Annotated in this window: 28 protein-coding genes; 15 read left to right on the forward strand and 13 right to left on the reverse strand. The window is 70.9% G+C overall.

Annotated elements, in window-relative coordinates; genetic code table 11:
• Position 1: 1 nt before the first annotated feature.
• Positions 2 to 592: a cob(I)yrinic acid a,c-diamide adenosyltransferase gene (locus tag AW274_RS29810; RefSeq protein WP_062438928.1), complete on the reverse strand. Its 591-nt coding sequence runs from the start codon at positions 590 to 592 to the stop codon at positions 2 to 4.
• 112 nt (positions 593 to 704) lie between these two features.
• Here AW274_RS29810 and AW274_RS29815 point away from each other — a divergent pair, with 112 nt between their 5' ends.
• The 4 genes from AW274_RS29815 to AW274_RS29830 are packed head-to-tail and all read left to right on the forward strand — an operon-like array spanning position 705 to position 4485.
• Complete coding sequence (locus tag AW274_RS29815) at positions 705 to 1583, forward strand: ABC transporter ATP-binding protein (RefSeq protein WP_062438932.1); 879 nt, start codon at positions 705 to 707, stop codon at positions 1581 to 1583.
• Positions 1580 to 2689, forward strand: coding sequence for an ABC transporter permease (locus AW274_RS29820; protein WP_062438935.1), 1110 nt, complete (start codon positions 1580 to 1582; stop codon positions 2687 to 2689). Before AW274_RS29815 ends, AW274_RS29820 begins: the two co-directional genes overlap by 4 nt.
• A 45-nt stretch (positions 2690 to 2734) precedes the next feature.
• Positions 2735 to 3895: a sensor histidine kinase gene (locus tag AW274_RS29825; RefSeq protein ID WP_198169483.1), complete on the forward strand. Its 1161-nt coding sequence runs from the start codon at positions 2735 to 2737 to the stop codon at positions 3893 to 3895.
• Positions 3892 to 4485 (forward strand): response regulator transcription factor, encoded by a 594-nt coding sequence (locus tag AW274_RS29830; protein WP_062438941.1) that lies wholly within the window; start codon positions 3892 to 3894, stop codon positions 4483 to 4485. Before AW274_RS29825 ends, AW274_RS29830 begins: the two co-directional genes overlap by 4 nt.
• A 165-nt stretch (positions 4486 to 4650) precedes the next feature.
• Here AW274_RS29830 and AW274_RS29835 read toward each other — a convergent pair whose 3' ends face one another.
• The 5 genes from AW274_RS29835 to AW274_RS29855 form a co-directional block, all read right to left on the reverse strand.
• Positions 4651 to 5256: a TetR/AcrR family transcriptional regulator gene (locus AW274_RS29835; RefSeq protein ID WP_232320486.1), complete on the reverse strand. Its 606-nt coding sequence runs from the start codon at positions 5254 to 5256 to the stop codon at positions 4651 to 4653.
• Between the two features lie 114 nt (positions 5257 to 5370).
• Complete coding sequence (locus tag AW274_RS29840) at positions 5371 to 5988, reverse strand: response regulator (protein WP_062438947.1); 618 nt, start codon at positions 5986 to 5988, stop codon at positions 5371 to 5373.
• The gene (locus AW274_RS29845) at positions 5985 to 7181 is read right to left on the reverse strand and encodes a sensor histidine kinase (protein ID WP_062438950.1); all 1197 of its coding nucleotides are present in this window, start codon (positions 7179 to 7181) and stop codon (positions 5985 to 5987) included. Before AW274_RS29845 ends, AW274_RS29840 begins: the two co-directional genes overlap by 4 nt.
• Before the next feature lie 8 nt (positions 7182 to 7189).
• Positions 7190 to 7987 carry an ABC transporter permease gene (locus tag AW274_RS29850; protein ID WP_062438953.1) on the reverse strand — a complete coding sequence of 266 codons (798 nt, stop codon included), beginning with the start codon at positions 7985 to 7987 and terminating at the stop codon, positions 7190 to 7192.
• Positions 7984 to 8814 carry an ABC transporter ATP-binding protein gene (locus AW274_RS29855; protein ID WP_157520795.1) on the reverse strand — a complete coding sequence of 277 codons (831 nt, stop codon included), beginning with the start codon at positions 8812 to 8814 and terminating at the stop codon, positions 7984 to 7986. The genes AW274_RS29850 and AW274_RS29855 overlap by 4 nt, the downstream gene beginning before the upstream one ends.
• A gap of 90 nt (positions 8815 to 8904) precedes the next feature.
• Between AW274_RS29855 and AW274_RS29860 the strand changes: the two genes are divergently transcribed.
• Positions 8905 to 9534, forward strand: coding sequence for a maleylpyruvate isomerase family mycothiol-dependent enzyme (locus AW274_RS29860; protein WP_062438956.1), 630 nt, complete (start codon positions 8905 to 8907; stop codon positions 9532 to 9534).
• Between the two features lie 4 nt (positions 9535 to 9538).
• On the opposite strand, the gene nucS is transcribed toward AW274_RS29860, so the two are convergent.
• Positions 9539 to 10201 (reverse strand): endonuclease NucS, encoded by a 663-nt coding sequence (gene nucS, locus AW274_RS29865; protein WP_062438959.1) that lies wholly within the window; start codon positions 10199 to 10201, stop codon positions 9539 to 9541.
• Positions 10202 to 10257: 56 nt separating this feature from the next.
• Here nucS and AW274_RS29870 point away from each other — a divergent pair, with 56 nt between their 5' ends.
• The 4 genes from AW274_RS29870 to AW274_RS29885 are packed head-to-tail and all read left to right on the forward strand — an operon-like array spanning position 10258 to position 13090.
• Positions 10258 to 11301, forward strand: a complete 1044-nt coding sequence (locus AW274_RS29870; protein ID WP_062438962.1) for a 3-hydroxyacyl-CoA dehydrogenase — start codon at positions 10258 to 10260, stop codon at positions 11299 to 11301.
• A 5-nt stretch (positions 11302 to 11306) separates the two neighbouring features.
• Complete coding sequence (locus AW274_RS29875; protein ID WP_062438964.1) at positions 11307 to 11600, forward strand: Rv1322 family protein; 294 nt, start codon at positions 11307 to 11309, stop codon at positions 11598 to 11600.
• Positions 11601 to 11616: 16 nt separating this feature from the next.
• Positions 11617 to 12324: an alpha/beta hydrolase gene (locus tag AW274_RS29880; protein ID WP_062438967.1), complete on the forward strand. Its 708-nt coding sequence runs from the start codon at positions 11617 to 11619 to the stop codon at positions 12322 to 12324.
• 4 nt (positions 12325 to 12328) lie between these two features.
• Positions 12329 to 13090: an alpha/beta fold hydrolase gene (locus tag AW274_RS29885; RefSeq protein WP_062438970.1), complete on the forward strand. Its 762-nt coding sequence runs from the start codon at positions 12329 to 12331 to the stop codon at positions 13088 to 13090.
• Positions 13091 to 13102: 12 nt separating this feature from the next.
• Here the strand turns inward: AW274_RS29885 and AW274_RS41555 are convergent, their stop codons facing one another.
• Positions 13103 to 13630 (reverse strand): GNAT family N-acetyltransferase, encoded by a 528-nt coding sequence (locus tag AW274_RS41555; protein WP_062438972.1) that lies wholly within the window; start codon positions 13628 to 13630, stop codon positions 13103 to 13105.
• On the reverse strand, positions 13627 to 14832 hold the full coding sequence (locus AW274_RS29895) for a helix-turn-helix domain-containing protein (RefSeq protein WP_083975016.1): 1206 nt from the start codon (positions 14830 to 14832) through the stop codon (positions 13627 to 13629). Before AW274_RS29895 ends, AW274_RS41555 begins: the two co-directional genes overlap by 4 nt.
• A gap of 193 nt (positions 14833 to 15025) precedes the next feature.
• Between AW274_RS29895 and AW274_RS29900 the strand changes: the two genes are divergently transcribed.
• Positions 15026 to 15421: an ATP-binding protein gene (locus tag AW274_RS29900; RefSeq protein ID WP_062438978.1), complete on the forward strand. Its 396-nt coding sequence runs from the start codon at positions 15026 to 15028 to the stop codon at positions 15419 to 15421.
• A gap of 186 nt (positions 15422 to 15607) precedes the next feature.
• The gene (locus AW274_RS29905) at positions 15608 to 16555 is read left to right on the forward strand and encodes a LuxR C-terminal-related transcriptional regulator (protein WP_062438981.1); all 948 of its coding nucleotides are present in this window, start codon (positions 15608 to 15610) and stop codon (positions 16553 to 16555) included.
• Positions 16556 to 16724: 169 nt separating this feature from the next.
• Here AW274_RS29905 and AW274_RS29910 read toward each other — a convergent pair whose 3' ends face one another.
• Both AW274_RS29910 and mce read right to left on the reverse strand, forming a co-directional pair.
• On the reverse strand, positions 16725 to 18020 hold the full coding sequence (locus AW274_RS29910) for a DivIVA domain-containing protein (RefSeq protein WP_062335875.1): 1296 nt from the start codon (positions 18018 to 18020) through the stop codon (positions 16725 to 16727).
• A 189-nt stretch (positions 18021 to 18209) separates the two neighbouring features.
• The gene (gene mce / locus AW274_RS29915; protein WP_062438985.1) at positions 18210 to 18632 is read right to left on the reverse strand and encodes a methylmalonyl-CoA epimerase; all 423 of its coding nucleotides are present in this window, start codon (positions 18630 to 18632) and stop codon (positions 18210 to 18212) included.
• A gap of 82 nt (positions 18633 to 18714) precedes the next feature.
• Here mce and AW274_RS29920 point away from each other — a divergent pair, with 82 nt between their 5' ends.
• The 3 genes from AW274_RS29920 to AW274_RS29930 all read left to right on the forward strand — a co-directional run bounded on the left by AW274_RS29920 (position 18715) and on the right by AW274_RS29930 (position 21753).
• Positions 18715 to 19872, forward strand: coding sequence for an acetyl-CoA C-acetyltransferase (locus AW274_RS29920; RefSeq protein ID WP_062438987.1), 1158 nt, complete (start codon positions 18715 to 18717; stop codon positions 19870 to 19872).
• Positions 19869 to 20795: a methylmalonyl Co-A mutase-associated GTPase MeaB gene (gene meaB, locus AW274_RS29925; RefSeq protein WP_062438988.1), complete on the forward strand. Its 927-nt coding sequence runs from the start codon at positions 19869 to 19871 to the stop codon at positions 20793 to 20795. The genes AW274_RS29920 and meaB overlap by 4 nt, the downstream gene beginning before the upstream one ends.
• A 64-nt stretch (positions 20796 to 20859) precedes the next feature.
• Complete coding sequence (locus AW274_RS29930; RefSeq protein WP_062438990.1) at positions 20860 to 21753, forward strand: sulfotransferase family protein; 894 nt, start codon at positions 20860 to 20862, stop codon at positions 21751 to 21753.
• Between the two features lie 39 nt (positions 21754 to 21792).
• On the opposite strand, the gene AW274_RS29935 is transcribed toward AW274_RS29930, so the two are convergent.
• Together AW274_RS29935 and AW274_RS29940 are read right to left on the reverse strand one after the other, a co-directional pair.
• Positions 21793 to 22476 carry a DUF4230 domain-containing protein gene (locus tag AW274_RS29935; protein WP_083975020.1) on the reverse strand — a complete coding sequence of 228 codons (684 nt, stop codon included), beginning with the start codon at positions 22474 to 22476 and terminating at the stop codon, positions 21793 to 21795.
• A 31-nt stretch (positions 22477 to 22507) separates the two neighbouring features.
• Entirely contained in the window at positions 22508 to 23785 is a 1278-nt protein-coding gene (locus tag AW274_RS29940) for a hypothetical protein (RefSeq protein WP_062438996.1), read from the reverse strand.
• A 133-nt stretch (positions 23786 to 23918) separates the two neighbouring features.
• Here AW274_RS29940 and AW274_RS29945 point away from each other — a divergent pair, with 133 nt between their 5' ends.
• Entirely contained in the window at positions 23919 to 24428 is a 510-nt protein-coding gene (locus AW274_RS29945) for a MarR family winged helix-turn-helix transcriptional regulator (RefSeq protein WP_062438999.1), read from the forward strand.
• The last annotated feature ends 48 nt before the right edge of the window (positions 24429 to 24476 follow it).

Raw genomic sequence — 24476 nt, forward strand, 5'->3', positions numbered from 1 at the left:
GTCAGCGGGTGCCGCCGGGCTTCCAGAGGATCTCGTTCCCGTCCGACGACACCCGGCACAGGATGAACAGCAGGTCGCTCAGCCGGTTCAGGTAGGTCGCCGTCAGCGGGTTCATGTCGTCGTGGACCTCCAGGGCCGCCCACGTCGAGCGTTCGGCGCGGCGGACGGCCGTGCGGGCGACGTGCAGCAGGGCGGTGCCCGCCGAGCCGCCGGGCAGGATGAACGAGCGCAGCGGCTTCAGCCGGGCGTTGAACTCGTCGCACTGCGACTCCAGCCACTCAACGTAGGACGCCTCGACCCGCAGCGGAGGGAACTCGGGGTCGGGCACGACCGGCGTGCACAGGTCGGCCCCCACGTCGAACATCTCGTTCTGGACGCGCAGCAGCACCGCCCCGATCTCCTCCGGCGGGCTGCCCATGGCGAGGGCGACGCCGATGGCCGCGTTGGCCTCCTCGACGTCGGCGTAGGCCGCGAGCCTCGGGTCGGTCTTGGCGGTGCGGGACATGTCGCCGAGGGCGGTCGTGCCGTCGTCGCCGGTCTTCGTGTAGATCTTCGACAGCACCACCGGCTGGTCGTTCCTGTCAGGCGTCATGCCGCCAAGCGTAGTCATGTGGCAAATGTCATCTCGTTCGGCTGCGGAATCCCCGGCCGACCGTTGATTTCCACGTCTACAGGTCATCGACCGGCAAAGCCAAGATGGTGTCATGTTGGAAATCAAGGGACTGCGCAAGATATTCGGGGCGGGCAAGGTCGCCCTCGACGGGGTGAGCTTCGAGGTCCCGGCCGGGCAGATGTTCGGCTTCGTGGGCGCCAACGGGGCCGGGAAGACGACGACGATGCGCATCGTCATGGGCGTGCTGCAGGCCGACGAGGGCGAGGTGCTCTGGAAGGGGCGCCCGCTGACGTTCGCCGAGCGGCGCACCTTCGGCTACATGCCGGAGGAGCGGGGCCTCTACCAGAAGATGCGGGTCGGGGAGCAGATCGACTACTTCGGGCGGCTCCACGGCATGGACGCGGGGGCGGTCGGCAAGGCCCGCGACGAGCTCATCGCGCGCCTCGGGCTGACCGAGCGGGTCGGCGACACCGTCGAGTCGCTCTCGCTGGGCAACCAGCAGCGGGTGCAACTGGCCGTGGCCCTCATCCACGACCCCGAGCTGCTCATCCTCGACGAGCCGTTCTCGGGCCTCGACCCGATCGCGGTCGACGTCCTGGCCGAGGTGCTGCACGAGCGGGCGCGCGGGGGCGTGCCGGTCATCTTCTCCAGCCACCAGCTGGAGCTGGTCGAGCGGCTCTGCGACTCGGTCGGGATCGTGGCCGGCGGCCGCATGATGGCGAGCGGGTCGGTCGAGGAGCTGCGCGACGCCGAGGGGCGGCGCCTGCGGGTGGTCGTCCGCGACCCCAAGCCGGGCTGGGCCGACGGCCTGCCGGGCGAGCTGAGCAGGGACGGCGACCGCGACGTGCTGACGGTCGTCGGCGGCGACGACCAGACCGTCCTGCGGCGGGCCGTCGACGCCGGGCACGTCGAGTCGTACGGGGTCGAGCGGCCCACGCTGGTCGAGATCTTCAGGGAGGCAGTGGCATGAAGGGCCTTTTGATGGTGGCCGGGCGCGAGATCCGCACCCAGGTCAGGACGCGGGCGTTCGTGATCGGCCTGATCGTGTCGGCGCTGCTGACCGGCGGCATCGCGTTCGCGCCCAAGTTGTTCGGCGGGCCCGACGAGTACAACCTCGGCCGGGTCGGCGGCCAGGAGCTGGCCGTCCAGGCGCTCGCCCCCGAGGCGAAGATCACCTGGAAGACCTATCCCGACGAGCGGGCCGCCACGACGGCGGTCCTCGACGGCGACGTCGACGTCGCGCTGGTCGACGGGACGCGGGTGCTGACCAACGGCGACATCGACGACCAGCTCGGGCTGCTGCTGCAGAGCGCGAACCGCGAGGCGCAGATCGGCGCGGCCGGGGTGACCCTGACGCCGCTGGAGATGACGTCGGTCGGGGCCGACACCCGCTACGAGTCGGCGCGGCAGGGCATCGCGACCGTGGTGGTGCTGCTCCTGTTCTTCATGATCATGAGTTCGGTCATGGTGGTCGCCATGGGCGTCGTCGAGGAGAAGGGCAGCCGGATCGTCGAGATCCTGCTCATCTCGATCAGGCCCTGGCAGCTGCTCGGCGGCAAGATCTTCGGGCTCGGGGTGGTCGGGTTCATCAACCTCACGGCGGTGGTGGCCGCCGGGCTCGTCGGGGCGTTCCTGTCCGGGTTCGCCACCGACTTCCCGCCCGGCATGGCCGGCATCGTGGTGAGCGCGATCGCCTGGTGGATCCTCGGTTACGCCTTCTTCGCCGCCCTCGCCGGGTCGCTCGCCTCGCTGGTGTCGCGCCAGGAGGAGGTCGGCAACGTGCTCCAGCCGATGATGATGCTGTTCCTCATCTCGTACGGCGTCTCGTTCTTCGCCTCCAACAGCCCCGACCACCCGGTGGCCGAGATCCTCTCGTTCGTGCCGCCGTTCTCGTCGATGATCATGCCCGTGCGGGTGGCGGCCTCGGAGGTGGCCATCTGGGAGGTGCTGCTGTCGGGCGGCTTGATGGTGCTCGCGGTGGCGGGGACGCTGATGGTGGGCGGGCGCATCTACGAGCGCGCGGTGCTGCGTACCGGCAGGCGGTTGAAGGTTTCCGAGGTTCTGCGCACGAAGTGACCCACCTAAGATGGGCAGGCGATGATGGACAAAGCGATCAAAAGAGTGCGGCGAGTCGTCCGGTGGACGCTCAACACGACTCTTGGGCTGGTCTGGTTCGTCGTCGCGCTCGGCCTGGTCAGCGGCCAGGAGAACGGACCGGTCGACTGGTGGCGGCTCGGCCCCGCGCTGGCCCTCGTCGTGGTGTTCACCGTCCTGTTCCTCCGGGTCACCAAGGCCATCCTCGACCGGCGCTACGCCAAGCGTGAGCTGATCGCCGGAGCGGTCATCGCGCTGGTGGTGGCGGTCGTCGGCCCCGGCGCCCCGACCTCGTGGTCGTTCGTCGCCTTCGCCTGGTTGTCGATCGCCGCGATCGGGGTGCGGGTGCGCACCGCCTGGATCCTGTCGATCGCCACCCTGGCGGTGATGGGGCCGCTCAACGGCTACCAGATGATCGTGTTCACGGCCGAGGCCGACTCGGCCACCCGGGCCGGGATACTCGTCGGCTCCTTCGCCTACACGGCCCTGATGTGCGCCACCCTGCCGTGGGCCAACCGCCTGTGGGTGTGGATCTGGCGCATCGCCGAGGAGGCCCACGAGGGCCGTGAGGCGCAGGCCCGCCTGGCGGTCGCCGAGGAGCGCCTGCGGTTCGCCCGCGACCTCCACGACCTGGTCGGCCACCAGCTCTCGGCCATCGCGGTCAAGAGCGAGCTGGCCGTCCGGCTCGGCGGCGACACCCCGGCGAGCGCCGAGATGGCCGAGGTGCGCGGCCTGGCCCGCACCGCCCTGCGCGAGCTGCGCGAGGCGGTCAAGGGCTACCGCCAGCTCGACCTGACCGCCGAGCTCGCCAGCGTACGGGGGGTGCTGGAGGCCGCCGGCATCGCCTGCGACCTCAAGCTGCCCTACCGCGAGGCCCCCGGCGACACCGCCCCGGTGTTCGCCTGGGTGGTCCGCGAGGCGGTCACCAACGTGCTCCGCCACAGCACCGCCACCACCTGCGAGATCACTCTCCGGCTCACGTCGGAGGAGACGATCCTGGAGGTGCGCAACAACGGCGTCCAGAAGGACGCCGTGAAGAACGGCGAGGGCAGCGGCCTGGCGGGGCTGGCCGAGCGGCTCGGCGCGGTCGGCGGGAAGCTGACGGCCGAGCCCGACCGGAAGGGCGGCTTCGTGCTGAGGGCCGCCGCCCCGGCGGCGCGCGAACCGGCGCTGGCGGGCCGGTCGTGATCCGCGTCCTGCTGGCCGACGATCAGCACCTCATCAGGCAGGCCATCGCCACCCTGCTCGACCTGGAGCCCGACATCACCGTCGTGGTCCAGGTCGGCAGGGGAGACGAGGTGGGGCCCGCCGTGGCCGAGCACACGCCCGACGTGCTGGTGCTCGACGTGGAGATGCCCGGCCTCGACGGCCTGAGCGTCGCCGAGTCGATGCCCGGCCAGGCGATGCTGATCCTCACCAGCTTCGGCCGCCCCGGCTACCTGCGCCGCGCGCTGGCGGCGGGGGTGCGCGGCTTCGTCCCGAAGGACGCCTCCGCCGAGGAACTGGCCGCCGCCATCCGCAAGGTGCACGCCGGCGGCCGTTACCTCGACCCCGAGATGGCCGCCTCGGCGATGATGGCCGGGGAGTCGCCGCTGACCGACCGCGAGCGCGACGCCCTCGCGCTGGCCGCCTCCGGGGCCTCGGTCGGCGAGATCGCCGCGTCGCTGCATCTGAGCGAGGGCACGGTGCGCAACTACCTGTCGAACGCGATCGCCAAGCTGGGCGCGGTCAACCGCATCGGGGCGATCCGGACTGCTCAGGACATGGGCTGGATCTGACGGGTCGTTCCGGGCTCGTGACGGCTTTCTGTGTCATGGTGTGACTACGGAACGTGATCTCGTTTCGCCCGCTCCGGGGCGCCGGTCCCGGTGTTCACATATTTGCGGCCCCTGGCCCCCTCACAGATCCTTTCTGCAGGCGGGCCAGGGTCCGCGGACGCCCGGTCACGACTGGAACGACCGCCGGAACACGTGCACGGCGGTGGCGACCAGCAGGTCCTTCTCCGGCCGGTCGTCCGACAGGACCCACTCGATGAGCAGCTCGGTGAGCGCCCCTATCAAGGCCAGCGCGAGCAGGTGGAGCTCGGCGGGCAGCTCTTCCTGCAGCCCCTTCAGCGAGCTCTCGATCATGTGGGTGAACCCGGCGACCGCCTTCTGCCGCGACCCCGACAACACGTCGCCCGCGCGGCGCACCTCTAAGTGCATGATGCGGGCCCGGCGGACGTCGAGCGTCACGAAGCGCACGTACTCCGTTATCCCGGCGACGATGCGCCCTTCCAGGGTGGGCGGCGCGTTCTCGATGGCGGCGCCGACCGCGTTGAGGGTGTCGTCGACGCAGCGTTCGTAGACGGCCCGCATCAGCTCCTCGCGGCCCGCGAAGCACTCGTAGAACGCGCGGTTGGAGATGTGCGCGGTCGAGCAGAGCCGCTCGATCGTCGTCGCGTGGAAGCCGGGATTGGCGAACAGGCCGTAGGCGGCGCTGATGAGCCGCTCCCGGCGGTCGGCGACCCGTTCGGCCGCCGACATCCCCCGATATTCTCGTCCCGTCACCGTTTCACCTCGCCGTCCTGGCCCCCCCAGAAGGCACCATTATGGACGCAAGATCTTTTTAACGGAAGTATCGGGAAATTAGCTTCTTTTATGCAAGTTGGTTATCGGATGTCACTAAAGCAGGCCACGGTTGAGCGCGGTGGTGACGGCGGCGGTGCGGTCGGAGACGCCCAGCTTCCCGAACACCCGCAGCAGGTGGGTCTTGACGGTCGTCTCACTGATGAACAACTCCCGCCCGATCTCCGCGTTGGTCAGCCCGCGTGCCACCAAAGACAGTACCTCGGTCTCCCGGGGTGACAGCGACTCGATTACGGGCGCCCTCATTCGGGTGACCAGCCGGGTCGCCACACTGGGGGAGAGCACCGTCTCGCCGCGCGCCGCCGCCTTGATCGCGCCCAGCAGGTCGGCCCGCGAGGTGTCCTTCAGCAGATAACCGGCCGCGCCCGCCTCGACCGCCCGCACGATGTCCTGATCGGTCTCGTACGTGGTCAGCACGATGACCCGGGCCCCCGGCTGACCCGCGAGGATCCGGCTGGTCGCGCCGACGCCGTCGCCGCCGGGCATGCGCAGGTCCATCAGCACCACGTCGGGCGTGAGGTCGCGGGCCCGGACGACGGCCTCGTCGCCCGAACCGGCCTCGCCGACCACCGTGATGCCCTCGTTGCCGTCGATCATCCCGCGCAGGCCCTCACGGACCACCGGGTGATCGTCGACGATCATGAGCCGGATCATCTCTCTCCCATCGGCAGCGTCACGTGGACCGTGGTCCCCTCACCGGGCGCGCTCACGAGATCGAGACGCCCGCCCTGCTGTTCGATTCTGGCCCGCATCCCGCGCAACCCGAACCCGGCCCCCGCGGCGGGATCGAAGCCGGCGCCGTCGTCGGCGACGGCCAAAGTGACGTCATTACGGCCATAGCCGAGCGTCACCCGGACCGACGCCGCCGCCGCGTGCTTGCGGACGTTGGCCAGCGCCTCCTGGGTGGTCCTGATCAGCACCACCTCGCTGCTCGGCGGCAGCTTGCGCGACTCGCCCTCGACCGTGTGCGCCACCGTGACGCCGATCTCCTCCGCCAACCGCAGCGAGAGCCGGCGTACCGCGTCGTCGAGCGTCGAGCCGTCGAGCGGCGCCGGGCTGAGCGCCGCGACCAGCGCGCGGGCCTCGGCCAGGTTCTCCCGGGCCGTCTGTACGGCCAGACCGAGGTGCCGCGCCGGATCGCGCCCGGCCTGGGCCGCCTGGATGAGCATGATGATGCTGGTGAACCCCTGGGCGATCGTGTCGTGGATCTCCCCGGCGAGCCGCTCGCGCTCGGCCAGCGCGCCCTTCTCGACCGAGAGCCGCCGCACCTCGGCCTCGCTCGCCTCCAGCTGCCTGATCAGGTCGGCCCGCTCGGCGCTCTGGCGGATGATCCGGGTTATCCACGGCCCGAACACCAGCGAGAAGGTCAGCGCGATCAGGGTGGTGCCGGTGAACCTGACCAGGTCGGGGAACTCCAGATCGGTCTGCCCGATGAACCACGCCACGGGCGACACGTTGAGCAGCACCACCACCGCGGCGGCCAGCCGCCCGCTGAGCAGCATGAACACCTGCGGGCAGAGGGTGAACAGCCCGAACGACGCGTTCGGCACGATCAGCGTCGCCGGGATGAACGCCAGGCAGAGCAGGGCGACGTAGAGGATCGCCCGGGGGCTGTCCTCCTCGTCGCCGATGATCAGCTTCCGGCCCATGAGCAGGTAGGCCGCCGCGCACAGGAGCATCAGCCCGATGGTGACGGCCCGCTGCACCGGGGTGGCCACCTCGTCGTACAGGACGAAGAGCAGGGCCGTCGTCCAGGCCAGGCCGAAGAGGATCTCCCAGCCCCGGAACGACTCCCACGCGTTGGTCTCCTCGGGGAAGGCGGCCCGGACCTCGGGCCGCCTGCCCATGAAGGCCCTCAGCTTTCGCCGCGGTTGGTCCACCGGAACGTCGCCAGGCAGAGCACCAGCCCGCCTGCCAGCCACAGTCCCAGCACCATCGCCACCTTCGGCAGTTCGTACGACCCCGTCAGCTCCAGGGCGGCCCCAGCGTCGCCGAGGAACACCGACCGCAGGCCCTGGCACATCCACTTCAGCGGGAAGACCGCCGCGACGTTGTTCAGCCATGAGGGAAGCTCCGTGAAGGGGATGTAGACGCCGGAGATGAACTGGAGCAGCACGTAGGGCATGGAGACCACGGCGGCGGCGCTCTTGGCGTTGCGCGGCAGGCTGCTGACCGCGATCCCCAGGAGAGCCGCGCCCGCCAGGCCGAGCGTGAGCACCCAGACAAGTGTCGCCCATCGGCTGAAATCGGTGGGAAGTTCGAGGTCGAACAGCAGCACCGCGACCAGCAGCAGCAGCGCCACCTCGATGGCCGAGAGCACCAGCGAGCTGACCAGCTTCCCGACGAAGTAGGCCGCGCGCGGCATCGGGGTGCCCGCCAGGCGCTTCAGCGTGCCGTCGTCGCGGTCGATGGCGATGCCGATCGCGAGGTTCTGGAACGCCACGCCCATCACGCCGGCGCCGATCAGCCCGGCCGAGTAGAGCTGGGCGACCGTGATGCCGGTGCCCTCCAGGTCGCCTTCGAAGATCGAGCCGAACAGCACCAGCAGGATGATCGGGAAGGAGAAGGTGAAGATGACGGCGTCGCGCTGGCGGAAGAAGAGCTTGGTCTCCAGCGACGCGCGGGCGAGGCCGATGGTCAGGGTGGCGGTCATTGGGCGTCCCCGATCAGGTCCAGGTAGATGTCTTCGAGGGAGGGCCGCACGATCTGCAGGCCCGGGATCTCGCCGTCGTACTTCTCGGCGAGGGTGCGCACCAGCGCGGTGGGGGTGCCGGTCTCGGCGTAGCCGTCGGCCCAGGTGACGCGGGCGCTGGCGGTGGCCCGCCCGCCCAGCGTGCTCGGGGTGCCCTCGGCGACGATGCGTCCCCGGGCGATGACCGCCACGCGGTCGGCGAGCGCCTCGGCCTCGTCGAGGTAGTGGGTGGTCAGCACGATCGTGGTGCCCTCGGCCGACAGCGACCTGATCAGGTCCCAGAACTGGCGGCGGGCCTCGGGGTCGAAGCCGGTCGTGGGCTCGTCGAGGAAGAGCAGCTCGGGACGGCCGACGATGCCGAGGGCGACGTCCACCCTGCGGCGCTGGCCGCCGGAGAGCTGGCGGATGCGGGCGCCGGCCTTCTCGCTCAGCCCGACCTTGGCGATGACCTCGTCGGGGTCCTTGCTGTCGGGGTAGTAGCGGGCGAAGTGGCGGACCGTCTCGCGGACGGTGAGCTCGGCGGCGTCGTTTGCGGTCTGCAGCACGATGCCGACCCTGGCCCGCCACGCGGTGGTGGCCTGCCCGGGGTCGACGCCGAGGACGGAGACCTCGCCGGCGTCGCGCTTGCGGTAGCCCTCGAGGATCTCCACCGTGGTGGACTTCCCGGCGCCGTTGGGGCCGAGGATGGCGAACACCTCGCCGGTGCGTATGTCGAGGTCCAGGCCCCCGACGGCCTGGACCTCACCGTAACGCTTGGTCAGGCCGCGAACGTGGATCGCTGTCGTCATGGGTAAAGCGTCGCCAAAACCGCGCCCGCCGGGGACCTCCTCCCGGTCGACCGCCCTGTCCTCCGAACGATGGACATCTAGGGTGGCGATGTGACGAAGTCGGAGATCTGGCCACGTGTCCACGCGGAACGGGCCGCCCTGGCGGGCGACCTCGACGGCCTCGACGACGACCGCTGGGAGACCCCCTCGTTGTGCGCCGGCCTGACCGTGCGCGAGGTGCTCGCCCACCTCACCGCCGGGGCGAGCCTCGGGCCGGTCCGCTGGATGGCCGGGGTGCTCCGCAAGCGCTTCGACTTCGACGCGATGGTCGCCTACCGGCTGGCCCAGCAGCTCGGCGCCTCACCGCGGGAGACCTTCGACCGGTTCCGGCGGGTGGTCACCAGCACGGTCAAGGCGCCGATCCCGGTCGAGGCGGTGCTCGGGGAGGCGATCGTGCACGGCGCGGACATCCGCCGCCCCCTGGGCATCGTCCACGACAGCCCGATCGCGACGCTGACCCTGGTGGCCGGCTATTACGCGGGCAGCGACATGGTCGTCGAGGCCAAGGGGCGCATCGTGGGCCTGCGGCTGCAGGCCGACGACGGCGACTTCGCGACCGGTTCGGGCCCGCTCGTCACCGGGCCGACCCTGGCGCTGATCATGGCCATGACCGGCCGTCCGGTCTTCCTGGACGATCTCGACGGCCCCGGCGTCGCGACCCTGCGCGAGCGGTCGGGCTGAGGCGTCAGAAGAGCGTGGGGTTCTCGGGCTCGATGCCGCGCAGGCCGTCGTAGTCGAGGGTCACGCAGTCGATGCCCCGGTCCATCGCCAGCACCTTGGCCTGGGGCTTGATCTCCTGGGCGGCGAAGACGCCGCGTACGGGCGCGAGCAGGGGGTCGCGGTTGAGCAGTTCGAGGTAGCGGGTGAGCTGCTCGACGCCGTCGATCTCGCCCCGGCGCTTGATCTCGACGGCGACCGTCGCGCCGCTCTGGTCGCGGCAGAGGATGTCGACCGGGCCGATCGCGGTCATGTATTCACGCCGGACCAGCGTGTAGCCCGCGCCCAGGGTGGTGATGTGCTCGGCGAGGAGCTCCTGGAGGTGCGCCTCCACGCCGTCTTTCTGCAGGCCGGGGTCGACGCCGAGCTCGTGCTTGGAGTCGTGCATGATCTCGTCCATCGTGAGGATCAGCTTCTCGCCGGTCTTGCTGTGGGTGACCGTCCAGGTGCCTTCGTCCTCGCGGATCTTGCAAGGCGGGTTCATCCAGTTCAGGGGCTTGAAGGCGCGGTCGTCGCAGTGGATCGACACGCTGCCGTCGGCCTTGATGAGGATGAGCCTGGGCGCCATCGGCAGGTGTGCCGTCAACCGTCCCACGTAATCCACGCTGCATCGCGCGATGACCAGCCGCATGCCCGAACCTTACCGGCGAACGCGGCTCTGGGAGACTCGGAGCCGGAGGTGGTCTCGTGGAGACGGTTGGGGTGGCCGGGCTCGGCACGATGGGGGCGGGCATCGCCGAGGTGTTCGCCCGCGCGGGGCTCGCGGTCGTCGGCGTGGAGGCCGACGAGGCGGCGCTGGCGCGGGGCCGCGGGCACCTGGAGCGGTCGACCGGGAAGGCCGTCGAGAAGGGGCGGCTCACCGCGGCGGAGCAGCGGGCGATCCTCGATCGGATCACCCTGGCGACCGACCGGGCCGCCTTCGCCGGGGCCGATCTGGTCGTCGAGGCGATCCCCGAGCTCATGGAGCTCAAGCTGCCGCTGTTCGCCGACCTCGACCGGATCTGCAAGCCGTCGGCGATCCTGGCCACCAACACCTCCTCGCTGCCGGTCACCGAGATCGCCCTCGCGACGGGCCGGCCCTCCCACGTCGTGGGCATGCACTTCTTCAACCCGGCGCCGGTCATGCGGCTGGTCGAGGTCGTCGGCACACCCCACAGCACCGTCGCCGAGGAGGTCGCGGCCCTGGCCCGCCGGATCGGCAAGCGCCCGGTGGTCGTCGGCGACCGGCCCGGCTTCGTGGTCAACCGGCTGCTGCTCGGCTACCTCAACCACGCCTGCCGGCTGCTCGACCAGGGGGTGGCCTCCAAGGAGGCGATCGACACCGCGATGGTCGTCCAGGCCGGGCTGCCGATGGGCCCCTTCGCCCTGCTCGACCTGATCGGGCTCGACACGGCGTACGAGATCTGCGGCGTGCTGCACCGCGACGGCGGCGACCCCCGGCACGAGCCGGCGCGGTCGCTGGAGAAGCTCGTCGAGCAGGGCCGCCTGGGCCGCAAGACGGGCGGCGGCTTCTACGACGGGAAACCGGGCACCGAGGAGGGCTTCGACGCCATGGTGCTGCTGCGGCCCTACCTGGTCGACGCCATCGAGATGGCCAACAGCGGCTACGCCTCCCAGGACGACGTCGACGAGGCCATGAAGCTGGGCTGCGGATATCGGTCGGGGCCGTTCGAGACCATCGGCGCCCTCCGGATGCGCTCGCTCGACGATTTCCCGGAGCTGGAAGAATAGGACGTATGAGCCCCCGCCGCGCCCGCCGCGCCGACGAGTCCCCCAAAGGGCCGATCCGCCCTGCGGGGATCGACCGCGTCGAAGAGGCGGCCGACGGCGACTGGGTGGTCCGCACGGTCACCGGCGGTTCCGCCGACCGGCCCTACCGCTGCCCGGGTTGCGACCAGTCGATCCGCCCGGGTGTGCCCCACATCGTGAGCTGGCCCCATTGGGCCGGCGGCGAGGAGGAGCGCCGCCACTGGCACACCGCCTGCTGGCGCAACCGCCTCAACCGCGGCCCCGGCCGCACCCGCTACTGAAGAGGAGACGACGACAGTGGAGATCCGGGCGTCGACGGTGCTGCCGGCCCGCCGCACCGACATCGAGCTGCAGACCGCCGACGAGCTGACCCTGGTCGGTGAGCTGGCGCTGCCCGAGAGCACGCCGCCGGTCGCCACGCTGATCTGTCTCCACCCGCTGCCGACCCACGGCGGCATGATGGACAGCCACGTGCTGCGCAAGGCGTCGTTCCGGCTGCCCGCCCTGGCCGACATCGCGGTGTTGCGGTTCAACACCCGCGGCACCTCCTCCGAACGCGGCACCTCCCAGGGCGAGTTCGAAGACGGCGTGGGGGAGCGGCTCGACGTCGCCGCCGCGCTGGAGTTCGCCGAGTTCAACGACCTGCCCCGGCCGTGGCTGCTCGGCTGGTCGTTCGGCACCGAACTGGCGCTGCGGTGGGGCCGCGACCCGCTGGTCGAGGGGGCGATCCTGCTGTCGCCGCCGCTCAGGCGGGCCGGCGACGCCGACCTCGACGCGTGGGCCGACTTCGGCCGGCCGCTGGTCGCCCTGGTGCCCGAGTTCGACGACTACCTGCGTCCCGCCGAGGCGGCCGACCGCTTCAAGCGGGTGCCGCAGGCCGAGGTCGTCGGCGTCGACGGCGCCAAGCACCTGTGGGTGGGGGAGCCCTATGTCCGGATCGTGCTCGATCACATCGTCGAGAGGCTGAACCCGGCGGCGGCGCCCCTCGCCACCGAAGTACCGTGACGACGTGAGGTTGTATACCCGGACGGCCGGAAGCGGCCTCCCCCTCGTGCTGCTGCACGCCTTCCCGCTGTCGTCGGCCATGTGGCTGGCCCAGCGCGGCGGCCTGGCCGCCGGCTGCCAGGTCGTCACGCCCGACCTGCGTGGCTTCGGCGGCTCCCAACTGGGCGACGACGAACCGTCGCTCGACGCCATGGCCGACGACGTGGCCGAGCTCCTCGACGGCCTCGGCGTCGAGAGGGCCGTGGTCGGCGGCCTGTCCATGGGCGGCTACGTGGTGATGGCGCTGGCCCGCCGCCACCCCGAACGGCTGGCGGGGGTGATCCTCGCCAACACCAAGGCCGCCCCCGACACCCCGGAGGCGGCGGCCAACCGCGAGACGGTCGCCCGGCGGCTCCTCGACGGCGGCGACCTGCTCGACACGGTGCCCAACCTGCTCGGCCCGACGTCGCTGGAGCGCCGCGGCATGGTCGTCGGCCGGGTACGCGGCCTCGTCGGCGCCGCCCCGGCGCAGGCGGCGGCCTGGGCCCAGCGCGCGATGGCCGCCCGCCCCGACTCCTTCGACACCCTGCGCGGCCTGACGGTCCCGGCCCTGGTCATCGCGGGCGACGAAGACAAGATCACCCCCACCGCCGAGGCCGAGGCCATGACCAAGGCGATCCCCGACGCCCGCCTGGTGGTGATCGGCCACGCGGGCCACCTGTCGGCGATCGAGACCCCAGAGACCTTCAACCGCGCGGTGGCGTCCTTCCTCACCGACCTGTCGTGAGGCTCAGCCCGTTCAGCGTCTCAGGACCATGACGTCGGCGAGCATCGTGTCGGGGGCCGGGCGGCAGGTGCCGGTGATCTTCCAGCCCCAGTGTTCGTAGATGTCGTGGGCGGCCGCCTCGGGCAGGGACAACAACGTCGCGTAGGGCTCCTCGCGGCCGTGGAGGAGTTCGGCGAGGAGGCGTCTGCCGATGCCGCGGCCCCGGTATTCGGCCCGCAGGTTGAGTTCGACGACCGCGAACTTGTCGGCCGCGACGACCTCGGGCGGGCCGGGGGTGCTGTCGCCGCCCCACCAGCGGCCGGCCGGCATGGTGAAGCCGAAGGCGAAGCCCGCCAGCGTCGGGCCGTCTTCGACGGCGACCAGAGTGAAGCCGGGGCGGTCGAGCTGGTTGCCCGTTCGTTCGCGGTAGCGGTCGGGGTGGTAGAGGGGGCCCGAGTTGTACGGGGGTTCGGCCCTGATGAGGGTGTAGACGGCGGTGTAGTCGTCGTCGACGACGACGGCCGCGTCGGGGCCGGTCAGGTGGGTGAAGATGACGTTCACGACATGCCTCCGCGTAAGCCGGCCACCCGGTCGCGGAAGGAGCGCAGTGCCTCGTGTCCGGCGGGGGCCTGATCCGCGACCATAGTCGCCAGTTGCCCCACATAGTGGGAATATCCGGCAGATTGCGCGACCGTCAGCGCCCTCTCCGCGTGCGCCAGCCCGGCCTCGACCTCGCCGCCGCGTACGGCCGACATCGCCTCGTGCAGCCGGATCTGGGCGACCGGCCTGATCGCGCCGGGCGCGTAGGCCGCGACGGCCTCCGCCTGGGCGTTCGCGGCGCCGGGATGCCCGGCCAGGGTGTAGACGAGAGAACGGGTGTGCAGCAGGCGGGTGGCCGGCCAGCCCTCGGCCGAGGCGGCGTCGCCGGTGACGTCGGCGGGCAGCCGGTCGAAGACCCGGGCCTGCTCGTCGAGGTCGGCGTAGGCCGCCGCGAGGTCGCCCAGCAGCACCTTCGCGTGCGCCCGTGCGCCCAGGGCGCGGGCTCGCGCGACCGACGGCCGGTCTGCCGCGAGGGCCTCTCCGGCCCGCGCGAGCACCAGGGTGAGCGGCCTCTTCTCGTACAGGGCCTGGATGGCCTCCTGCGCGACGACGAACGCCCGCATGTCGTCGCCCGCGGCGACGGCGGCGCGGCGGGCGGCTGCCCACCAGTGGCGCGACTCGTGCTCGCGCCCGGCCGAGCCGAGCGCGTAGGCCAGCAGGTAGAGCAGCCGGGTGCGCACCCGGGCCCAGGCGGGCGGGTCTCCCTTGACGTGGGTCAGCGCCGTCTCCAGCGCCAGGACGTCGGCCGACAGACGCCCTATTCCGTCGGTGGCCGGGTGGGCGCCGACCCCGTGGGCGTGCTCCCACGCGACCTCCTCCCAGAAAGCCAGGTCGGGACCGCCCAGGCGGCGTTCGACCAGCATCCGGATCCGTTCCAGCCCGTCGGTCGCCGGAAGGGCCCCGGACGCGCCCCCCAGCACGATTCCGATCAGGCCGAGCGCCTCTCGTCGTTCCGTCGGACCCACCTCCACGTCGTGCAGCCTGATCAGTTCGCCGCCGGCTCCCAGCGCGGCGTCCAAGGCCGACACCACAGCCGAACTCGGGATGTTCTTCCCGAATTCGAGCGCGGAAATGTAGCTGGGAGAACAGTTGGCCCGGCGGGCGAGGCCACGAATGGAGAGGTCACCTCTCAGGCGGCGAAGGGCCTCCCCGAATGACTCCATAGTGCGCACAGCTCCCTGCCCTCAGGGGGGAACGCTGTCCTGTCCTTGACCGGACACGACTGGACAGCCGGTGAATGGACGCTGACCCCGAGTGTAGGGATGCTTACGCTCAGGCATATGGCAAGCGGCGGAATGTAATTCTCGAGGCAAATGTCGTAGAACGAGGCTTACGACGGGCGGGCGGTATGCGCACATGGCACTCGAAGTCGCGACGCGATACGAACTGTTCCCCGCGCAGCCGAGATCGGCCGCCCTGGCCCGCGACCGGGTCCGCGCCCTGCTCGCCGACTGGGGCCTCGACGACCTGGCCGAGACGACCGAGCTGGTCACGGCCGAACTGATCTCCAACGCGGTGAAGGTGAGCGAGCCCGGCGGCCGGGTCGGCCTGGGCGTCTACCGATCGGGCGGCGCGGTCGTCGTGGAGGTCTGGGACGGCGAGCGCCTGCCGCCGCGCCTGCTCGACCCGGGCCCCGACGACATCGGCGGCCGGGGGCTCATGCTCGTCGGGGTGCTGACCCGGCGCTGGGGCTACCGCTGGCCCGTGACCGGCGGCAAGGTCGTCTACGCGGTGGTCGACGCGGCGATGTGAGGCCGGGCCCGCCGGTGAAAAAGAACGGCCGGCGCCTCCCTCAACGCCGGCCGAACCTGTCTTCCTCCCTCTAGGACCGGCGCGACCGGTCTGAAGACGCTTCAACCATGACGTGAATTCAGCGTGGATTGCGTGAATTGCGGTGGCCGGTACCGGTCAGTGACCGGAATCTGCCAAGGTTGTCCCATGTGGGAAGCCATCGGACTGAGCTCCCTCGAAGAGCGTCTCTACCGGCTCCTCCTGCGTGACCCGAAGATCACGCCGGACGAGGCGGCCCGCCGCCTGGAGTCCTCCGCCGAGACCGTCGGGGCCGCGCTGGCGCGTCTGCAGGAGACCGGCCTCATGGAGTCCGACCCCCTCGCGGGCTTCCGCCCCGCCGACCCTCGCATGGCCATCGGGTCGGCGATCAGGCGCCGCCGGGCCGAGCTCGACCGGCTCGCCGTCGAGGCCGAGGAACTGGCGACCGACTTCCAGGAGGGCCTGCTGCGGGCCGACCCCGGGCGGGTCATCGAGGTCGTCGAAGGGGCCGCCGCCGCCGGGCGCAAGGTCGCCGAGCTGCTCGCGCAGGCGCAGGAGGAGATCCTCGCCATCGACACCCCGCCCTACGCCACCAGCGGCGCGTCGATCGCCGCCGAGTCGGCCGCGCTCGCCCGCGGCGTGCGGGTGCGGGCGCTCTACTCCTCGCTGGTGCTCGACATCCCCAAGAAGCTCGACGAGATCCGCCAGGTGACCGCCCGGGGGGAGCAGGCCCGGATCCTGGCCGAGGTGCCCATCAAGCTCATCCTGGTCGACCGTTCCACCGCGCTGCTGCCGCTGACCGACCGGGAGGAAGGCGTCCGGTTCACCTCGGTCGTGGTCGGACGCAGCGCCCTCACCAACGCCCTCGTCGCCCTCTTCGAAACGTTGTGGCGCGAGGCGTCGCCGGTCTGGGGCAACGGCACCGGCGCGATCGACGGCGTCGACCAGCAGATCCTCGAACTGCTCGCGGTCGGCATGAAGGACGAGGCGATCCTGCGCCAGCTCGGCATGTCCGAGCGCACCCTGCGCCGCCGCATCGCCACGCTCCTGAGCAGGCTGGGCGCGACGGGCCGCTTCCAGGCGGGGGTGCAGGCCGCGCGCAAGGGCTGGATCTAGGTCTTCCGTTACGGCTCCGCCCACCCCGGCGCCGACCACCGCCCGGGGTGCGCGCCGCACCCGGCGCCAACCGGCCGCGCGGGCGGGCGTACAGACGAGAAAGGCCCGGCGGAAACCCGCCGGGCCCTTCTCGTGTCCTGTAGCCGTTCGCCCCGAGTCGATCCGAGTGTTACTCCTGCCACCACTCCGCGTCGTCGTCGGCCTTGGCGGCCGCAACGGGCTCGGCCGGCTTCGGCACGGGCTTGTGCTCGACCGGCGGGGCCGCCGACAGGGCGGGCTTGACCGGCGCGGCCACGACGGGCGCGGGCTCCGGCTCCATGCCCGGGAGGGCGGCGCCGCCGAGCAGCTGGCGGAGCTGCGCGAGGTGGCTGGTGATGCTGTCGCGCTGACGGGTCAGCTCGTCGACCTGGCGCTGCATGGCGGTGCGGGTGCGCTCGGCCTCGTTCTTCGCGTCGGTCGTGATCGACTCGGCGCTCGTCTTGGCCTCGGCGACCAGCTGGTCGGCGTTCTTGCGGGCGTTGGCGAGCAGCTGCTTGGCGTGGGTGTCGGCCTCGCGCCGGGTCTGCTCGGCCTGCTGGGTGGCCTTGGTGGCGCGCTGCTCGGCGGTGGCAGCGCGCTGCTCGGCTTCGGCGACCAGCTTCTGGGTGTTGGCCTGCGCGGTGGCGTGGCGCTCGGCCTCCTGGCGCTCGGCCTCCTCGCGGCGGCTGGCGAGCTGGATCTCGAACTCGGCCTCGTCCTGCGCGCGCTTGGCCTCGGACTCCTCGAGCACCCGCTGGGCCTGGGCGCGCATCTCGTCGGCCTGGCGCTTGGCGGTGGTGAGGATCTCGTCGCGCTCGCGCTTGGTGCTGGCGCGCAGCTGGGCGACCTCACGCTCGGTGGTGGTGCGCAGCTTGGCGATCTCGCGCTCGGCGTCGGCGCGCTTCTCGGCGACCTCGTGGTCGGCGGTGGCGCGCTGCTTGGCGACCTCGCGCTCGGTGGTGTTGGTCAGCTCGTCGGCCTCACGCTTGGCCGTGCCCCGGATCTCCTCGGCGTCGCGCTCGGCGGCCGTGCGCATCTCGTCGGCCTCACGCGTCGCGAGCGCCCGCTTCTCGGCGGCCTCGTTCTCGGCGGCGGCCCGGGTGTCGGCGGCGTCGACCTTGGCGGCGGCCTTTATCTCGTTGGCCTCCGACCGCGCCGCCTGCACCAGCTCGGTGGCCTGCTCTTCAGCGAGACGAAGGAGCTGCTCGATCCGGGCGCCGAGGCCCGAGTAGGTCGGACGCTCCTGCTCCTGCAACTGACGCTGCGAGTCGGACAACTCGCGCTGAAGCGAGCCGACCTGCTCGCGCGCCTGCCGCAAATCGGTGTCGAGCTGCTTCAAGTGGTCGTGGACCTGGTGCCGGTCATAGCCGCGAAGCACCACGTCGAATTCCCGGGAGGGGGCGTCTTCGAAGAAATTGTTGAGCTGGGCATCGATGTCGGACTGCATGAGGCTCGATCCTGGGTTGTCGAGACGGCTACACGGGCCGGACGGGGGGTTTGGGACATCCGAGGCGAGGAGCCCAATAGGGTGGGATCCACGTCCGGTGGAAGGCCAGCGTACTCCGAGCGTGCGCCGTTGGAGGCCTCCACGGACTTTCTGCGCGACTTGTTACGTATGAACCTTTCTTACGTTCCATTACTGCCTCGGAGCCTCGACCAGCTCTGTCAGCACTCCTCCCACATCCTTGGGGTGGAGAAACACGATTGAGCTGTTCATAGAGCCATGACGTGGACTTTCATCGAGAAGCCTGATGCCCTTCCCGGCGAGTTCACCCATGGCTCCTCTCACATCGCTAACTCCATATGCGATGTGATGCACACCTTCGCCCCTTTTGGCGAGGTACTTGCCCACCGGCGTGTCGGGACCGAGCGGTTCGAGCAACTGGATGTAGGATCCTCCGCCCTCTCCGTCGGCGATGTGCAGCATGGCCTCCCGTACGCCCTGCGCCTCGTTGACCTCGCGATGGACGACCTGTACGCCGAAGGTCTCCTCGTAGAACTTGATCTTCTCCTCGAGGTTGTGACACGCGATGCCCACATGGTCGATGCGCAGAAACATTGCCCGGCCCTCCTTGACTATCGGCTGAACGCTGCTGGGTATGGTGACACCGTCGCCCCCATATCGTGTAGGAGGCCCTCCAATGTCCGGTTCCGTCATCGTCGCCGGAGCTCGCACGCCCATCGGCCGCTTGCTCGGCGCCCTCTCCGGTCTGTCCGCCGTCGAACTCGGCGGCGTCGCGATCAAGGCCGCACTTCAGCGGGCCGGTGTCGCCCCCTCCGACGTACAGTACGTGATCATGGGGCAGGTCCTCCAGGCGGGCGCGGGGCAGCTTCCGTCCCGTCAGGCCGCCGTGAAAGCCGGCATCCCCATGAGCGTGCCGTCGCTCACGATCAACAAGGTCTGCCTTTCCGGCCTCGACGCCATCGCCCTGGCCGACCAGCTCATCCGCGCCGGCGAGTTTGACATCGTCGTCGCCGGCGGCATGGAATCGATGTCCAACGCGCCGCACCTGCTGCCGGGTCTGCGCAAGGGCGTCAAGTACGGCTCCGCCGAGATCCTCGACTCGATGGCGTTCGACGGCCTCACCGACGCCTACGACCAGATCGCCATGGGCGAGTCGACCGAGCGCCACAACGCCCGCCTCCAGATCTCCCGCGAAGACCAGGACGCCTACGCCGCCCGCTCCCACCAGCTGGCCGCCGCCGCCATCAAGAACGGCGTCTTCGACGACGAGATCGTCGCGGTCGACGAGTTCACCACTGACGAAGGGGTGCGCCCCGACACCACGGCCGAGAAGCTGGCCCGGTTGCGTCCGGCGTTCACGAAGGACGGCACCATCACCGCGGGTTCGGCCTCGCAGATCTCCGACGGCGCGTGCGCGGTCGTCGTCATGTCGAAGACTAAGGCCGAGGAGCTGGGCCTGACCTGGCTGGCCGAGATCGGCGCCCACGGCAACGTCGCGGGCCCCGACAACTCGCTCCAGTCGCAGCCCGCCAACGCCATCGCCCAGGCGCTGGCCAAGCAGGGGCGCACCGCCGCCGACCTCGACCTCGTCGAGATCAACGAGGCGTTCGCCCAGGTCGTGCTCCAGTCGGCCAAGGAACTCGGGCTCTCCCTCGACCAGGTGAACGTCAACGGCGGCGGCATCGCGCTCGGCCACCCGATCGGCGCCTCGGGCGCCCGGATCGTGCTGGCCCTCGCCCACGAGCTGCGCCGCCGGGGCGGCGGCCTCGGCGCGGCGGGCCTGTGCGGCGGCGGCGGACAGGGCGACGCCCTGATCATCAGCGTCCCCGCGTGAACGACCTCGTCGAGAAGGCGCGCGCCGGCAACGTCCGCGCGGTCGCGCGCCTCATCTCGCTGGTCGAGAGCGGCTCCGACGACGAGCTGCGGGAGGCGGCGAAGCTGCTGCGGGCGCCGGGGCGGGCCCGCGTCGTCGGCCTGACCGGATCGCCCGGCGTCGGCAAGTCGACCTCGACGGCCGCGCTGGTCAAGGCGCTGCGCGCGCGGGGCGACCGGGTGGGCGTGCTGGCCGTCGACCCGTCGTCGCCCTTCACCGGCGGCGCGCTGCTCGGCGACCGGGTGCGCATGCAGGACCACGCGCTCGACGACGGCGTCTTCATCCGGTCGATGGCCACGCGCGGCCACCTGGGCGGCCTGTCGTGGGCGGTGCCGCAGGCGCTGCGGGTGCTCGACGCGGCCGGGTTCGACGTCGTGCTCGTCGAGACCGTGGGGGTCGGGCAGGCCGAGGTCGACGTCCGGGCGCTGGCCGACACCACGATCGTGCTGCTGGCCCCCGGCATGGGCGACGGGGTGCAGGCCGCCAAGGCGGGCATCCTGGAGATCGCCGACGTGTTCGTGGTCAACAAGGCCGACCGCGACGGCGCCCAGTCGACGGTGCGCGACCTGCGCAACATGATCGCGCTCGGCGGCGCCGCCTGGCGGCCCCCGGTGGTGCCGACGGTGGCCGTCCGCGAGGAGGGAATCGGCGACCTCCTGAAAGCGCTCGACGACCACGCCCGTCATCTGAGTGAAACCGGAGAAGGAAGGGCCAGACGTCTTGTGCGGGCCCGTGACGAAATCACCGCGATCGCCTTGCGCGCATTGCGGGACAGATTCGGTGATCCGGCCCGTGACCTGCGGCTATACCGCCTCGCGCAAGACGTGTTGGACGGCCTTGCCGACCCTTATACTGCGGCTGACGATTTGATTGCGGAGCTTTGACGACTTCGCGGTTTCCCAGTCGACGTTCACCCTCGATTAACTTGGTGTCCCTACGTTGCCAGCCATGAAGTGGAAGCAAGTGGTCAATACGACCCTTGAGGGCGTGACCGGTTATACGATCCAGCGTCAGAAGTTGCCCGCGCGGCCGGTTGCGCCGCCGAAGCCCATGACGCCCCCGCTGCCGGCCCGACTCGAGGGCGACGTCGCGCGTCCCCCCGCCGACCTGGAATCAGACCGGTTGTTGCGCGCGCCGGTGTTCATCCTGTCGCCGCCCCGCTCGGGGTCGACCCTGCTGCGGTCGATGATGAACAGCCACTCCCAATTGCACTCGCCCATCGAGACCCACTTCCGGCGCATCTCGACCAACCTGAACACCGATCCGGTCCGCCAGGCCGTCGTGGCGCTCGGCCACAACCAGAGTGACGTCGAGCACCTGCTGTGGGACCGGCTGCTGCACCGGGAGCTGATCCGCTCGGGCAAGCCGACCCTGGTGGAGAAGACCCCCAGCAACGTGTTCGCGTGGAAGCGCCTGTCGATCTGCTGGCCCGACGCGCGGTTCGTCTTCCTGTTGCGCCACCCGCTCTCGATCGCCCGTTCGTGGCACGAGGCCGACCCGGTCAAGCGCCCGATGCACGAGGCGGTGCGGCACACCTTCCAGTACATGAAGTACCTGGAGGAGGCCCGCCACCGGCTGCCCGGCCACGAGATCACCTACGAGAACCTGACGACCGACCCCGAGACCGAGCTGCGGGCGTTGTGCGCGAGCCTGCGCATCCCGTTCGAAGACGGCATGCTCGACTACGGCCGCCACAACAAGCCGACCGACTTCACCAAGGGCATCGGCGACTGGCGCGACAAGATCCAGAGCGGCCGGGTGCAGCCGGGCCGAGAGCTGCCGGCCCCCGAGGAGATCCCCGAGATGCTCCGCGACGTCGCGGAGAAGTGGGGCTACGTCTGACGCCGGTGGGAAGGCCCCCGGCCGGGGGCCTTCCCGTCGTCACGGCTGGGGGCCGTACTTCACCGTGACGTTGGTGAAGCCGAGGGCCTTGAGCATGCCCTCGATGGCCGCCTTGGTGTTCTGGTCGGCGCGGTTGCGCAGGTCGCTGGCCGTGGCCGCCTCGGTGATCTTCTTCTCGGCCAGGAGGTAGAGCTCCTTCTGGTCGGGCGGGTTCGACGACAGGAAGTCCTGCGCGCGGTCGATGAGGCCGCGTTCCTGCGCGTAGACGTAGGAGCGGCTGTTGTCGAGGCTGGGCTTCTCCAGCGCCGCGTGCGGCAGGGTCACGGTCACCGACTTGCGGTCTTCGGAGACCGAGATCGCCTCGCCGGTGAGGCCGCCGAACTCGACGTAGGCGTCGACCGTGCCGGCGCCGACGAACAGGGTGCGGGTGCCCTTGACCGCGTCGGGCAGGAAGGCGGCGTCCTTCTCGAGGTCGACGATGACCTGGAAGTTGCCGGTGGCCGCCTGGTAGCGGCTCATGTTCTGGATCGACTGCAGCAGCGCGGGCTGGCTGCGGTCGATGCTCTGCTCCCCGAACGGGTCGAGCCACGTCCAGGCCAGCCGGCCGCCCACCACGAGGAGCAGGGCGGCGAACAACAACCCGGCGAGCCAGCGCCAGGCGCGGCGGGGGCCGCGCCGCACGGGGGCCGGGTGAGCGAGCGGTGCGCGAGTCTGTCCGGTCACGGTGGGACATCTTCCCGCAAAGCCCGCCGTTTCACCTCGCCTGCGGGCCAGACATCACCGTAGGGCTCGGCACGGGATGGGTGTACGCCGCCGCGCCGAAGTGGGCGGCCTGCAATCGGCAGTTGGCGAAGTCGGCGTAGTACATGCGCAACCACTCGCGGCGCTGCTGCTCGGTGAGCACCGCGAACCAGGCCGAGGCCGTCTGGTGCTCCGGGTAGTCGCCCGGCGGGAGCGGCTCGCCGCGCAACCAGGCCAGCACGATCTCGCGGTAGCCGGCCGACCGCTGCGCCGGGCACGGCCGCGAGAGGCGCTCGACGAACTCGCGGGCCGCCCGGTCGGCGTAGCCGGTGTCGAGGTCGTCGACGTGGATCGGCACCACCCCGCCCTGGAGGGTCTCGCCGGTCTTGCGGGAGTGCTGCTCGACCCGGTTGAACGCCGCCGGGGTGCCGCTCAGCCGGGCCGCGATGCCGGTGAAGGTGGTGCCCAGCTCGGGCAGGCCCTCTTTCATGCCGGGGTGCACACACACCGTGATCGGCCAGTCTTGGCACGAGTAGGCCACCTGACCGGGGTGGGGACGGTGGTCGGACACCAGCCGGGCCACCCCGACCCCCGCCGTCAGCACCGCGACCATCGCCGCCGCCAGCGCCACCGAGTGGCGGGTGACCGCGGCCGTCCAGCCCATGAGCAGGGCGAAGCTGAGGCCCAGCAGCCAGAGGGTCTGGTCGACGAAGGCGGTGGTGCTCAGGCCCTCGAACAGGTCGTAGGGCTCGCGGGTGCCCGGCGCGAGCCGGTCGGCCCAGGTGGTGCGGGCCGAGATCCAGGTGAAGGCCGCGTAGACGGTGAACCCGACCAGCAGCGGCGTGATCGAGTAGGGGATCAGCCAGCCGGCGACCCAGCCGAGCACGACGTACAGGACCAGACCGGCCGCGCCCATGGCCAGGCCGCTGGGCAGCAGCCTGCCGGCCTGCTCGTCGGCGACGGCCCGCAGCGACAGCACCATCACGGTCGCCCCGAACGAGCCGGTCACGACCGCGAGGATCGCCATCGGGGCCTTCAGCACCCGCCACGACTCGGGCCGGTTCTTCGACCGGCGTTTGCGCACCGCCACCCACGCCGCGAACGCGCACGCCACCGGGCCGGTCAGCCGGACCGAGCCGATCACCGCGATCACGATGTTGTCCCAGGCCATCACCCCGGGGATGAGCACCGTCCAGGCCGTCACCAGACCGAGGGCGAGCAGCACGGTGACCGTCACGACCGCGCTCTGCTTCAGCTCCTCGCGTGACACGCCCTTGTGCTCACGCCCCATGTGGACCCCCCGTCGAACCCCGATAATCATAACGGAGCGTAATGTTTGGGGGGTGCTTCTTCTGGTCAGGGACTGAGTTTGGTCACGGTGCGTGAAGTCCCAAAGCGGACTGTCGCCGCGCTACGGTAGGCGCGTGCCCCTCAACCTGCCGTTCGACCCCATCGAGCGCGCCGCCGAGACCTGGCGAGAGCGGTTCGGTCCGTCGTCCGCCATGGCCGCGGTCACCTCGATCATGAGAGCCCACCAGATCCTGATCGCGCAACTTGACGCGCTGCTCAAGCCCTATGACTTGACCTTCGCCCGCTACGAGGCGCTGGTGCTGCTCACCTTCAGCCGGACCGGCGCGCTGCCGCTGTCGAAGATCGGCGAGCGCCTCATGGTCCACCCGACGAGCGTGACCAACACCGTCGACCGTCTCGAGAAGGCGGGCCTGGTCCGGCGCATGCGCAACCCCAACGACGGGCGCGGCGTGCTGGCCGAGATCACCGACGCCGGGCGCGCGGCCGTGCGCGGGGCCACGGCCGACCTCATGGGGGCCGAGTTCGGTCTCGGCATGTATGACGACACGGCCCTCAAGGAGATGTTCGGCACCCTGCGGACCCTGCGCGTGGCGGCCGGCGACTTCCACGAGCTCCACGAGTGAGAAAGGCCCGCCCCGCGGTGGCGGGACGGGCCTGTCTTGGCAGGGCCG

The organism is Herbidospora daliensis, from assembly GCF_001570585.1.
GTDB classification, from domain to species: domain Bacteria; phylum Actinomycetota; class Actinomycetes; order Streptosporangiales; family Streptosporangiaceae; genus Herbidospora; species Herbidospora daliensis.

Coding starts and splice junctions, on each gene's coding strand:
- AW274_RS29905 (WP_062438981.1), top strand. CDS start 15,608: ATGTGGGAAGCCATCGGACTGAGCTCCCTCGAAGAGCGTCTCTACCGG.
- AW274_RS29820 (WP_062438935.1), top strand. CDS start 1,580: ATGAAGGGCCTTTTGATGGTGGCCGGGCGCGAGATCCGCACCCAGGTC.
- nucS (WP_062438959.1), bottom strand. CDS start 10,201: ATGCGGCTGGTCATCGCGCGATGCAGCGTGGATTACGTGGGACGGTTG.
- AW274_RS29910 (WP_062335875.1), bottom strand. CDS start 18,020: ATGCAGTCCGACATCGATGCCCAGCTCAACAATTTCTTCGAAGACGCC.
- AW274_RS29845 (WP_062438950.1), bottom strand. CDS start 7,181: ATGGGCAGGCGGCCCGAGGTCCGGGCCGCCTTCCCCGAGGAGACCAAC.
- AW274_RS29920 (WP_062438987.1), top strand. CDS start 18,715: ATGTCCGGTTCCGTCATCGTCGCCGGAGCTCGCACGCCCATCGGCCGC.
- AW274_RS29840 (WP_062438947.1), bottom strand. CDS start 5,988: ATGATCCGGCTCATGATCGTCGACGATCACCCGGTGGTCCGTGAGGGC.
- AW274_RS29855 (WP_157520795.1), bottom strand. CDS start 8,814: ATGACGACAGCGATCCACGTTCGCGGCCTGACCAAGCGTTACGGTGAG.
- mce (WP_062438985.1), bottom strand. CDS start 18,632: ATGTTTCTGCGCATCGACCATGTGGGCATCGCGTGTCACAACCTCGAG.
- AW274_RS29875 (WP_062438964.1), top strand. CDS start 11,307: ATGAGCCCCCGCCGCGCCCGCCGCGCCGACGAGTCCCCCAAAGGGCCG.
- AW274_RS29900 (WP_062438978.1), top strand. CDS start 15,026: ATGGCACTCGAAGTCGCGACGCGATACGAACTGTTCCCCGCGCAGCCG.
- AW274_RS29895 (WP_083975016.1), bottom strand. CDS start 14,832: ATGGAGTCATTCGGGGAGGCCCTTCGCCGCCTGAGAGGTGACCTCTCC.
- AW274_RS29815 (WP_062438932.1), top strand. CDS start 705: ATGTTGGAAATCAAGGGACTGCGCAAGATATTCGGGGCGGGCAAGGTC.
- AW274_RS29850 (WP_062438953.1), bottom strand. CDS start 7,987: ATGACCGCCACCCTGACCATCGGCCTCGCCCGCGCGTCGCTGGAGACC.
- AW274_RS29810 (WP_062438928.1), bottom strand. CDS start 592: ATGACGCCTGACAGGAACGACCAGCCGGTGGTGCTGTCGAAGATCTAC.
- AW274_RS29930 (WP_062438990.1), top strand. CDS start 20,860: ATGAAGTGGAAGCAAGTGGTCAATACGACCCTTGAGGGCGTGACCGGT.
- AW274_RS29940 (WP_062438996.1), bottom strand. CDS start 23,785: ATGGGGCGTGAGCACAAGGGCGTGTCACGCGAGGAGCTGAAGCAGAGC.